Origin of the sequence: Flavobacterium sp. N1736, assembly GCF_025947065.1 — a bacterium.
GTDB lineage: Bacteria > Bacteroidota > Bacteroidia > Flavobacteriales > Flavobacteriaceae > Flavobacterium.
The window spans coordinates 3237478-3250191 of the sequence record NZ_CP109994.1 but is presented as its reverse complement, the minus strand read 5'-3'; the positions used below and the strand labels follow the sequence as shown (position 1 = coordinate 3250191).

Sequence of the window (12714 nt, the reverse complement as noted above, 5' to 3'; positions counted from 1 at the left end):
TCTAAGAAGTTTTAAATTCTAAAGTCAAAAAATGAATTTTACTCAACTAAAAAATATAATCTCCCTTCATAAAAACAATTTGTTTTTGCTTTGTTCCGCTTTGTTTTTAATTACAAACAATAGCGTTGCACAAACCAATTTCCCAGATATCATAAAAACAAAAGAAGGAAAACTTTCTTTTACAGCCGATAACAAAGGAAATCAAATTCCTGATTTTTCGTATGCAGGATATATGGCTTCTGAAAAAGCAATTCCAAATGTTGAGAATAAAATATTTGTTCCAAAACAAGAAGAAGATGCCACACAAAGAATTCAGGCAGCGATTGATTATGTAAGTAATCTAAAACCAAACAAAACAGGTTTTCGCGGTGCTGTACTTTTAGACAAAGGAACATTTAAAATTGCCGGAACATTATTCATCAGAAAATCAGGTGTTGTTTTACGCGGAAGCGGAAACAGTGAAAACGGAACCATTCTTTTAGGAACCGGATTAAAGCGAGAAGCTGTAATTAGAATTTTAGGAATTGACGATAAAAAGTCAGGTGAAACTTTTGATTTCAACACCAATTATACACCACTCGGAACAAAAACAATTCAATTAAAAAATACCTCAAAATTAAAACCATCCGATGAAATAATCATCACAAAACCTTTAACCGTAAACTGGATTAAAGAATTAAAGATGGACGATTTTGGCGCAGAAACCGGTTGGATTGGCTGGAAAAAAGACGATTGGGATATTAGCTGGAACAGAATCATCACCAAAATTAACGGAAACGAAGTAACACTAAATGCTCCGTTAACAATGACTTTGGATGATGTTTACGGAACCGCAAAAGTAACAACCTATTCCTGGTCAGGACGAATTGAGCAAATCGGAGTTGAAAATATACTGTTGAAATCAACTTACGATCAGTCGAAACCAAAAGACGAAGAACACAGATGGTTAGGCATTAGCATCGAAAACACAAGAAATGCCTGGGTAAAACAAGTTAATTTCAAACACTTTTCAGGAGGCGCAGTTTCGTTATTAAAATCAGCGCAACAAATTACAGTTGAAGATTGTATTGCAACCGAACCAATTTCTGAAATTGCAGGTTTTAGACGACATACTTTTTATACAGAAGGGCAACAGACCCTATTTCAGCGTTGTTACTCAGAATATGGCTATCACGATTTTGCAGTAGGCGGATTTGGAACAACAGGTCCAAATGTGTTTATTCAATGTCAATCGTATTTGCCTTTCAATAACAGCGGAGCCATTGGCAGTTGGGCGACAGGAGTTTTATTTGATGTTTCGTATGTCGACGGTCACGCTCTAAGTTACAACAACAGAGAACAAAACGGAAGAGGCGCAGGCTGGACAGCGGCAAATAGCGTTATTTGGGAAACTTCGGCATCTAAAATAGAATGTTATAATCCGCCAACGGCGCAAAACTGGGCTTTTGGGGTTTGGGGCGGAATCATGGCAGGCGATGGTCATTGGAAAGATGTAAACGGTCATATTAGTCCGAGAAGTTTGTTTTATGCGCAACTAGAAAATCGTTTGCAGCAACTTCCTGTAAAACCATTTATTTATGATTTGGGTTCAGAACCTTCATCAAGTCCCGCAGTTGAAGTGGCACAGGAATTAACTAAAAATTCAGTTGCCCCAAAAGAAAGTTTACTGGAATGGATTGGCGAAGTTTCAAAATCGAATCCAATCGACACCAATAATTCAGGTCTTAAAAACGCGAATGATTTAAAAATAAATACAGAACAAAATACAACTTCCAATACTAAAGTAATTACAAAAAATGGTTGGCTTACGTACGACAATAAAGTAATTGCAGGAAATAGATTAAACGTGCCGTGGTGGCGAGGAAGTTTGAGAGATAGTGATATTTCTAAATCATCGCCGGATATTACGAGATTTGTTCCGGGAAGAACAGGAACCGGATTTACAGATAATATCAACGAAGTTGTTGATTATTTAAGTACCAATAATATGGTTGCTGTAGAACATAATTACGGATTATGGTACGAAAGAAGAATGGACGATCACGAACGCGTTCGCCGTTTTGATGCCGATGTTTGGCCCCCATTTTACGAACAGCCATTTGCAAGAAGCGGTCAGGATTTGGCCTGGGATCAATTAAGCAAATACGATTTGACAAAATTTAACGATTGGTACTGGGATCGTTTGGCACTTTTTGCTGATTTGGCAGAAACCAAAGGACAATTGTTAGTCAATCAACAATATTTTCAACATAATATTATAGAAGCCGGAGCGCATTGGGCAAGTTCACCGTGGCGTTCGGCAAACAATATAAACAGTACAGGTTTTCCGGAACCACCGCCGTATGCAGGAGACAAACGTATCTTTATGGCAGAACAATTTTATGATATTACGAATCCTGTTAGAAGAAAATTACATCAGGGTTTCATCCGAAAATCGTTAGAAAACTTTCAGGACAACAGCAACGTAATTCAGTTAACAAGCGCGGAATATACTGGACCGCTTCATTTTATGGAATTTTGGATAGATGAAGTTCAAAAATGGAAAGACGAAACCCATAAAAGCGGAATCATTGGTTTAAGCGCTACAAAAGATGTTCAGGATGCTATTTTAAATGATGCGCAAAGAGCCAAAACAGTAGACGCAATCGACATTCGTTATTGGTATTATAAAGAAGACGGATCTGCCTATGCACCGCAAGGAGGTTTAAATTTAGCGCCAAGACAACACGCCAGAAAATTAAAAACCGGAAAAGAAACAGACGATCAGGTATATCGCGCCGTTCGTGAATACCGTGAAAAATATCCTGAAAAAGTAATTCTTTACTCTACAGATGCGTCTCCAAGATTTGGATGGCCGGCTTTAATGGCGGGAGCTTCGTTGCCAAATATTCCAAAAATTGCGCTTCCGGAATTTTATTCCGCTTTAAGCGAAATGAAATTAGTAGCCGGAAATACGTTTTCAGACAATATCTGGACATTAGAAAATAGTGGAAAAAGTTACCTTTTCTACATCAAAAATGAAAAAGAAGTTTCAGTCGATCTTTCTGCTTACAAAGGAGATTTTGAAGTGTACGCGATTAACGCCGCAACCGGAAATTTCACTAAAAAAGCAAATATCAAAGGAGGAAAAACAGTAGTAATTCCCCAATCTGAAATAAAAGAAAAAGTACTTTTTATAATTAAAAAATAATTAGAAAGGTTCGCCACTAATTGCACTAATTAGCACAAATTAAATTTAAATCTGCTTAATCAGCAAAATCTGCGAGAGTAAAAATTTTCACGCAGATTTAAAAAGATAAAAGCAGATTCAACAGATTTTTAAAATTTTGATCTGCGTAAATTAGCCAAAATCAGCGAAATCTGCGTGAAACAAAAAACACAACGAGAGGAAATTCGAGAAAATTAGTGCAATTTGTGGCAAAAGAAAACACACACAATTCAAAATAAAACCAAAAATGAATCTGAAAATAAAATATCTATACACCATTTGTATAAGCTTTTTGTTAATAGCGCAAAGCGGATATTCTCAATCTGCCACAAAAACAAAAGGTTCTTTGCCGGAAATTAAAGTTTCAAAAAACCAACATTATTTCGTAACCGAAGATCAAAAACCATTCTTTTGGTTAGGAGATACAGGCTGGTTAACATTCGGAAAACTGGACCGAGCTGGAGTAGAAAAATATTTTAAAGACAGAAAAGAAAAAGGATTCAATGTAGTGCAAGTAATGGTTTTGCATAGTTTGAATGTGAAAAATATATACGGCGACATGGCTTTAAGTAATGAAGATATCGCGAAACCTTTAACGACACCAGGGAATAATTTTAATAATCCGGAAGAATACGATTATTGGGATCACGTAGATTACACTTTGGGTGTTGCTCAGAAAAATGGAATCTACGTTGCCATGGTGCCAGTTTGGGGAACAAACGTTTCAAAAGGAAATAAAGTAAGCAAAGAACAAGCGACAGAATACGCTAAGTTTTTAGCAAATCGCTATAAAAACAGAACCAATATTATCTGGTTAAACGGAGGCGATACACACGGAAATGAATTTACAGATATCTGGAACGCGATTGGAAGCACATTAAAAACAAACAATCCAAACCAGTTAGTAACATTTCACCCATTTGGAAGAACAGATTCCTCAGAGAATTATCATAATGCAAATTGGTTGGATTTCAATATGTTTCAATCCGGACACAGACGATACGATCAGGATACATTGAAAGATTCCTTTAAAGAAGATAATTACAAATTTGTCCAAAGAGATTTAACCTTAAAACCAACAAAACCAACAATTGACGGAGAACCATCTTACGAAGGAATTCCGCATGGTTTGCACGATACGTTACAGCCAAAATGGACAGACAACGACGTGAGAAGATACGGATATTGGTCTGTTTTTGCAGGCGCGGCAGGATATACGTACGGACATAATGCCGTAATGCAAATGTTTAGAAAAGGCGACAAACCAGCCTACGGAAATAAAGAACTTTGGACAAACGCCATCAACGCGCCCGGAGCCGGACAAATGATTTATATTAAAAAATTAATGCTGAGTTTTCCATATTTAGAAAGAATTCCCGATCAGTCATTAATCGCAAATCAAGGAGAAAAATACGATTATCTTGTAGCAACAAAAGGCGAAAAGTACGCTTTAGTTTATACCTATAATGGAAGAAAAATGGTGCTGAATATGGGCAAAATTGCCGGAGATAAAGTTACAGCAAGTTGGTACAATCCCAAAAATGGAAAAGAAACCAAAATTGGAATAATTGAGAATAAAGGAACTAAAGAATTTCAGCCATCAGGAGATAAAAAAGATGGAAATGATTGGGTTTTAATTTTAAGGTCAAAGTAACCGAAAAGTACGTCATTGCGAGGAACGAAGCAACCTCACTAATAATAAGACACAAAGCTTGATCTTGTAAATGTGATTGGTTCGTCCCTCGCAATGACAAAAAAAGAGAATAAAATCCGCAAAATCTGCCAGATCTGCGTGAACCAAAAACAACAACAATGAAAAACATCATAATCATACTCTTCTTCACTTTAGGCTTCAACACTGCTTTCGCAAACGACGGCTGGTTGAATATCCTAAACGAAGGAGGAAACAACAAAGGAATAAAATGTACCGAAGCCATTCAGAATGCTATTGAAAAAGCATCAAAAAATGGTGGCGGAACAATATTTTTCCCTTCCGGGGAATATTTAACGGGCGCTTTAAAATTAAAAAGTAACATTACGATTCACTTAGATTCCGGAGCACTTTTAAAATTTTCGGACAATTTTGATGATTATTTGCCTTTTGTAGAAATGCGTTATGAAGGCTTGGTAATGAAATCTTTCTCACCATTATTCTATGCCAAAGATGCCGAGAATATTACCATAAAAGGCAGAGGGGTAATCGACGGACAAGGAAAAGCATGGTGGAATGAAGTTTACCGAATTGAAACAGCAAAAGAACCAATTCCGCTTACGAAATATCAAAAAATGTGGGACGAGCAGAACCAAGGTATTGTATATTCAGATTATTATAAAAGAACAATGGACAAGAAATTTTTCAGACCTTCTTTTTTTCAAAGTTATAATTGCAAGAATATTTTAATCGAAGGCGTTACATTTCAAAATTCGCCTTTCTGGACTGTAAATCCTGAGTTTTGTGATAATGTAACCATTACCGGAATCACAATTTCTAATCCGCATTCGCCAAATACAGACGGAATAAATCCATCTTCCTGCAAAAATGTTCATATTTCGAATTGCCATATTAGTGTTGGCGATGATTGTATTACGATAAAATCAGGCAGAGACGAAGACGGTCGAAAATATAACCGACCAACAGAAAATGTTACCATCACAAATTGCACCATGTTAAGCGGTCATGGCGGCGTTGTAATTGGAAGTGAAATGTCGGGCGGAATCAAGAAAATCACCATTTCAAACTGTGTTTTCGAAGGCACAGATCGCGGTATTCGATTAAAATCGGCTCGTGGCAGAGGCGGCGTTGTCGAAGATATTCGTATCGATAATATCGTCATGAAAAACATCAAAGAAGAAGCCATCGTGATGGATTTATTCTACGATAAATCGAGTAAAGAAGAACCTGTTTCTGAGAAAACGCCAATTTTTAGAAACATACATATTAGCAATGTTACCGCCGGCGATGTAAATAAAGCAGGAGTAATTCGCGGAATTTCTGAAATGCCAATTCAAAACATTACATTTTCAAACATCAATATAGATGCTAAAGAAGGTTTTTCGGTTCAAACGGCAAAAGATATCGAATTTCACGATGTACAAATAAACACAACAATTGGCGCTTCTTTCAAAATTGAAGATGCTCAAAACCTGATATTAGACAATGTTTCAACAGCAAAACCATTAGCAAACACACCGGTTATTAAGCTGACAAATGTTTCGAACATGATGATTAATAATAATTTTCCAATGTTTGCAACAGATGTTTTTCTGGAAGCTGACGGAAAAGCAACAAAAGATATTTTCCTCAAAAACAATGTTTTCAATCACGTAAAAACGATTATAAAAAGAGGAACATCTTTAGATAAAAAAGCAATTACAGAATAATAAGTTACGATCCTGCAAGGTTTTCAAAACCTTGTAGGTTTAATTATTTACAACGAATAGACATACCGAAATACCTACAAGGTTTCCAAAACCTTGCAGGAGAAGAAAAACACAACATGAAAAAAATATTCATCATAATCACTCTTTCCCTTTTTGCGATAAGCTATTCGCAGAAAAAGAAAGAAATTTATCTTTTCACGTCGTTTCGGGAACCCGCAACCGACGGTTTGTATCTGGCTTACAGCGAAGATGGCTATAATTGGAAAGGTCTTGAAGGATCATTTTTAAAACCAGAAATAGGAGCCAGCAAAATCATGCGCGATCCCTCTATTACAAAAGGAGCCGACGGAACATATCACTTGGTTTGGACAACCGATTGGAAAGGCGGAAATGGTTTTGGATACGCCAGTTCTAAAGATTTAATTCATTGGTCACAACAACAATATATTCCCGTGATGAAAAACGAATCCGAAGTAGTAAACGTTTGGGCACCGGAAATTTTTTATGATGATGTCAAAAAAGAATACATTATTATTTGGGCATCTACAATTCCGTTTCGATTTGAAAAAGGAGTGGAAGAAGAGAAAAATAATCACAGAATGTATTATGTAACAACCAAAGATTTTAAAACATTTTCAGATACAAAATTATATTACGATCCGGGTTTTAGCGTGATCGATTGTGTGATTGTGAAAAAAGGCAAAAAAGATTATGTTTTGGTTTTGAAAGACAACACAAGACCCATGCGAAATATAAAAGTAGCATTTGGGAAATCGCCTTTAGGACCATTCGGTAAAAGTTCAGAACCATTGACAGAATATTTATCAGAAGGACCAACAGTTGTAAAAGTGGACAAAAATTGGCTGCTGTATTATGATAATTATGGATCAAAAAACTATAAAGCTTTAAACACCTCAGATTTTGTTCATTTTGAAGATGTTTCTTCAAAAATAAGTCTTCCAGAAGGACACAAACACGGAACGATTACAACAATATCCGAAGAAGTTTTAAAAGGATTAATTGAAAAGAAATAGATAAAAAAATCTGCCTAATCTGCTAAATCTGCGAGAGTAAATTTTTCACGCAGATTTAAAAAGATTTAGGCAGATCAAAAAGATTTTTAATTTTAATCTGCATGAATCAGCCAAAATCAGCAGAATCTGCGTGAAATAAAAAAATATAAACAATGATTACTTTCCAACATATAAAAACCAACATCATAACTACAGCCACAATACTATTGCTTTGTGCAGCTGTAAATGCACAAAACGACACCGTGCGTTATGTTGGCAAAACACTTTCAAACGTCGATTATCATCACGGACAATTAAGTCCAGCAGTTGGAGTTCATGCAACACAAATTATGCGTGCAAGCCGTGAACATCCTGAAAAAGCAGATGGTTTTGGCTGGACATACAATCATCAACCGATGATTGCTTATTGGAACAATACTTTCTATCTGCATTATTTAAGCGATCCAACCGGAGAACATATTCCGCCGGGACAAACCTTCATGATGACCTCAAAAGATGGTGTAACTTGGACAAAACCTTCGGTGCTTTTTCCTGTTTATCGTATTCCCGACGGATTTAAAAAAGAAGGTGTAGAAGGAATTGCCAAAAATCTTGATGCCGTAATGCACCAGCGAATGGGATTTTATGTTACCTCAGATAAAAGACTGCTTTCTGTTGGTTACTACGGAATTGCAATGGATGAAAAAGACGATCCAAATGACGGAAAAGGAATTGGTCGCGTCGTAAGAGAAATTTATAAAAACGGAAGTTTAGGTCCGATTTATTTTATCAGATATAATAAAGCATGGAATGAAAAATCGACTTCATTTCCATTTTATAAAAAAAGCAAAGACAAAGGATTTATAAAAGCTTGTGACGAAATGCTTTCTAAACCTTTATTGATGCAGCAATGGGTTGAAGAAGCTGATCGCGATGACGAATTAATTCCGCTAAAAAAACAATTTAAAGCTTTTAATTATTATCATTTACCAAACGGAAACGTAGTTGGTTTATGGAAATTTGCTTTAACATCTATAAGTAAAGACGAAGGAAAAACATGGGAATACAATCCAACAAGAGCGCCGGGTTTTGTAAATAGCAATGCCAAAATATGGGGACAAAAAACATCAGATAATAAATATGCAACTGTTTATAATCCGTCAGAATACCGTTGGCCATTGGCGATTTCGACAAGTGACGACGGACTGAATTACAAAGATTTATTACTGGTTCACGGCGAAATTTCTCCAATGCGCTATGGCGGAAACTACAAATCTGCCGGACCACAATACGTTCGCGGAATTCCCGAAACCGATGGAACTCCGCCTGACGGAAAACTTTGGGTAAGTTACAGCGTAAACAAAGAAGATATTTGGGTTGCGTCGATTCCAGTTCCTGTAACTTCTGTTGTAAATGAAGATGTAAAAGATGTTTTCAATGAACTTCCTGACGGACAAGAATTGAAACTTTGGAATACGTATGATTTATCGTGGGCTTCAACTAAAATAGAAAAGAAAACAGATGGCAAAAAATGGCTGACATTAAGAGATCAGGACTTTTTCGATTATTCACGTGCCGAACGCGTAATTCCGTTTGCAGAAAAAATGGAAGCGACTTTTACCGTAAAACCCGAACAAAATAATCATGGTTTATTGCAGATCGAATTCCAAAATAAACAAGGATTGCCTGCCGTTCGTTTGATTTTTGATTCAGATGGAAATCTAAAAACAAAAACCGGAGCGCGTTACAATAACATTGCAAAATACGAAGCCAATAAAGACTATAAAATCACCGTAAAACTAAATACTAAAACCCGTTCGTACACTATAAAAGTGAACGACGATAAAGAATCAACAAAAATATTTTATGCACCGGTTGATGGTTTTGAACGAATTATGTTCAGAACCGGAGATCAGCGTTTTACACCAAATACAGATACTCCGGCAGATGTAGATGATTTTGTTGATTTACCCGAAACAGGAAAATTAATTCCCGAAGCAGTTTTTAATATTGAATCGTTGATTACGAAAAAGAATTAAAGAATAGCCACAATCTTGTCATCCTGACGGAGGAAGGATCACACAAGTAGCTCGACAATGATTGTCGATCAACTTTGCGGAGTTTCTAGTGTGATCCTTCCTCCGTCAGGATGACAAAAAATGAGAATAAAAAATCCGCGTCTTTACGAAGTAAACCCGCGTCATCCGCGTTCCAATCTCAACACAAAGAAATGAAGAATTTAAAAAACATATTATTTCTCTTTTGTCTTCTGGCAACTTTCATTTCAAATGGACAAATTTCTGCTGTGCATTTAACCTGCGAAATGACAGAAAATCCATTGGCAGTAATTCAAAATCGACCAAGATTTGGATGGCAATTGGTTTCTAATAAATCAAATGTTTCTCAAAAAGCGTATCAAATTTTAGTTTCTTCATCAGAACAAAAACTTCAAAAAGACGAAGCCGATATTTGGGATAGCAAAAAAGTAAATTCAGATAAAAATCTTCAAATAAACTTTAGCGGAAACGCTCTAAAAAGTGAAACCAAATATTTCTGGAAAGTAAAAATCTGGGATCAAAATGATAAATCTTCTTCATGGAGTAAAACCGCTTTTTTCAGAATTTCGCCAAATGAATCAGACTTAAACCCAACGTGGATTGGAGCGATTACAAAAGCCGATAGTCATTTACCCGAAGGCAGAAATTACCATTCGGCAACTTACAAAAGAGAGAAAAAAGATGCGATAATCAATGCTTCTGATTCTTTGTCGCGCAGAAGTATTATACTTCGAAAACCATTTCAAATTACAAAAGAAATCAAAGAAGCCATAGTTTATATTTCCGGATTAGGACATTATGAATTAACCCTTAACGGAAAAAAAGTTGGCAATAGCGAGTTTGCACCTTTATGGACAGATTACGATAAAACCGTTAATTATAATACATACGAATTATCGGGTAAAGAATTGCAAAATGGCGAAAATGTAATTGGCGTACTTTTAGGAAACGGAATGTACAATACACTTGCCGAAAGATATACCAAGTTTTTTGTGAGTTTTGGTCCGCCAACTTTATTTTTTAAAATGAAAGTGGTTTACAAAGACGGTTCCGAAGATATTTTAAAATCAGATGAAAGCTGGAAATACAGTAAAAGTCCGATTATATATAACAGTATTTTTGGAGGCGAAGATTACAACGCCAATTTAGAACAAAAAGGCTGGAATTTGAAAGGATTTAATGATTCGAATTGGAAAAAAGTTATTGTTCAGGAAGCACCAAAAGGAATTTTACGAGCACAAACAGCGCCGCCAATTACGATTCAGAAACAATATAATATTAAGGAAGTAAAAGAGCTAAAACCAAACTTTTTTGTTTTTAATATGGGACAAAATCTTTCAGGATTTCCAACCATAAAACTCAAAGGAAAAAAAGGACAAATAGTTCGCGTTTGGGTTGGCGAAGGATTAAATGACGACGGAACCGTTGGTCAGGGAAGATCCGGAAAACCTTATTATTATGATTATACTTTAAAAGGTGAAGGTGTAGAAGAATGGCAGCCAAAATTTAGTTATTACGGATTTCAATATGTTCAGATTGAGAACATCAATTATAAAGAAACCAAAGATAAAAACTTGCCAACATTGGTAGATTTAAAATCAAATTTCATTTATAATTCGGCGGGCGAAGCAGGAACTTTTACATCTTCAAACGTAATTTTTAATAAAGCACACGAACTGATAAATAACTCGATAAAAAGTAATTTTCAGAGTGTTTTTACCGATTGTCCGCAGCGTGAAAAATTGGGTTGGCTGGAAGAAGTTCACCTAAACGGACCTGGATTAATGTTCAATTATAATCTCGAAAGTTATATTCCAGCAATGATGCAAAACATCTCAGATTCGCAACGAGAAAATGGTTTAATCCCGACAATAGTTCCTGAATATGTAGTTTTTGGAGGCGATTTTACCGATTCACCGGAATGGGGCGTAACCGGCGTAATTCTGCCTTGGATGTATTATGAATATTATGGCGATGCCTCTTTATTAGAGAAATATTATCCTGTAATGAAAAAGTACGTTGATTATTTAGGTACAAAAGCAAAAGATAATATTGTTTCGTATGGATTAGGAGATTGGTACGATTACGGAACGCATGCCGCAGGATATTCAAAAAATAGTCCGATTGCGCTTTCGGCAACTTCTCATTATTTTTATGGAGCAAGTTTGGTTGCAAAAGCAGCAAAATTATTGAACAAAACCGAAGATATTTCGAAATACGAAACCTTAAAGGCGGATATAAAAAGTGCTTTTAATAAAGAATTTTTCAATCTCGAAACCAAACAATATGGTACAAGCAGCCAGTTTAGTAACGCTGTTCCGGTTTATATGGATCTTGTAGAACCACAATATAAAGCGGCTGTAATGCAAAATTTATTGGCAGATATAAAGGCAAAAGGCGACAGATTAACAACGGGTGATGTTGGAAATCGTTATTTATTTCAGGCTTTGGCTCAAAATGGCGAAAACGAAATGATGTATAAAATGAACAATCATTATGATGCGCCGGGTTATGGATTTCAGATAAAATTTGGCTTAACCACTTTAACCGAACAATGGGACCCAAGAAAAGGAAATTCGTGGAATCATTTTATGATGGGACAAATCGAAGAATGGTTTTACCAAAGTTTAGCCGGAATTGTTGGTGATCCGGAAAATCCGGGATTCAAACATTTCTTTATTCAGCCCGAAATTGTTGGCGATATGACTTTTGTAAAAGCAACTTATAAATCTATTTATGGAAATATTGCTTCGGGCTGGGAGAAAAAAGACGGAAAATTAATTTTAAAAGTGGAGATTCCGACTAATACATCGGCGACAATAAAATTACCAATTGCTAAAGATTCAGAAATAAAAGTGAATGGAAAAGCAACTAAAAATTTAAAATTAGGGTCAGGAAAATATACAATCGAATGCGAGTTAATGGCACGCGGATGACACGGATTTACTTCGTAAAAACGCGGATAAAAACGGATTTTTTTAATAGTTTTTATCCATAATTAAAATAAAAAATCCGTTTTTATCTGCGTCTTCGCTTTAGCGAATCTGCGTCATCC

General features: G+C 35.9%; 6 protein-coding genes. All 6 read left to right on the top strand.

The window, feature by feature from the left end; translation table 11 throughout:
• The first annotated feature begins 31 nt into the window (after positions 1-31).
• The 6 genes from OLM54_RS13930 (at position 32) to OLM54_RS13905 (ending at position 12595) form a co-directional block, all read left to right on the top strand.
• Entirely contained in the window at positions 32-3190 is a 3159-nt protein-coding gene (locus OLM54_RS13930; RefSeq protein ID WP_264535194.1) for a DUF6298 domain-containing protein, read from the top strand.
• 265 nt (positions 3191-3455) lie between these two features.
• Entirely contained in the window at positions 3456-4862 is a 1407-nt protein-coding gene (locus tag OLM54_RS13925) for a glycoside hydrolase family 140 protein (protein ID WP_264535193.1), read from the top strand.
• A 158-nt stretch (positions 4863-5020) separates the two neighbouring features.
• Entirely contained in the window at positions 5021-6589 is a 1569-nt protein-coding gene (locus OLM54_RS13920; protein WP_264535192.1) for a glycoside hydrolase family 28 protein, read from the top strand.
• A 116-nt stretch (positions 6590-6705) separates the two neighbouring features.
• On the top strand, positions 6706-7623 hold the full coding sequence (locus OLM54_RS13915; RefSeq protein ID WP_264535191.1) for a glycoside hydrolase family 43 protein: 918 nt from the start codon (positions 6706-6708) through the stop codon (positions 7621-7623).
• A 152-nt stretch (positions 7624-7775) separates the two neighbouring features.
• Positions 7776-9641 (top strand): six-hairpin glycosidase, encoded by a 1866-nt coding sequence (locus OLM54_RS13910; protein WP_264535190.1) that lies wholly within the window; start codon positions 7776-7778, stop codon positions 9639-9641.
• Between the two features lie 191 nt (positions 9642-9832).
• Positions 9833-12595, top strand: a complete 2763-nt coding sequence (locus OLM54_RS13905) for a glycoside hydrolase family 78 protein (protein WP_264535189.1) — start codon at positions 9833-9835, stop codon at positions 12593-12595.
• Positions 12596-12714 lie beyond the last annotated feature (119 nt).

What these genes read in the sequence shown, in the direction of transcription:
- OLM54_RS13925 (WP_264535193.1), top strand. Translation starts at nt 3,456, where the DNA reads ATGAATCTGAAAATAAAATATCTATACACCATTTGTATAAGCTTTTTG.
- OLM54_RS13915 (WP_264535191.1), top strand. Translation starts at nt 6,706, where the DNA reads ATGAAAAAAATATTCATCATAATCACTCTTTCCCTTTTTGCGATAAGC.
- OLM54_RS13905 (WP_264535189.1), top strand. Translation starts at nt 9,833, where the DNA reads ATGAAGAATTTAAAAAACATATTATTTCTCTTTTGTCTTCTGGCAACT.
- OLM54_RS13920 (WP_264535192.1), top strand. Translation starts at nt 5,021, where the DNA reads ATGAAAAACATCATAATCATACTCTTCTTCACTTTAGGCTTCAACACT.
- OLM54_RS13910 (WP_264535190.1), top strand. Translation starts at nt 7,776, where the DNA reads ATGATTACTTTCCAACATATAAAAACCAACATCATAACTACAGCCACA.
- OLM54_RS13930 (WP_264535194.1), top strand. Translation starts at nt 32, where the DNA reads ATGAATTTTACTCAACTAAAAAATATAATCTCCCTTCATAAAAACAAT.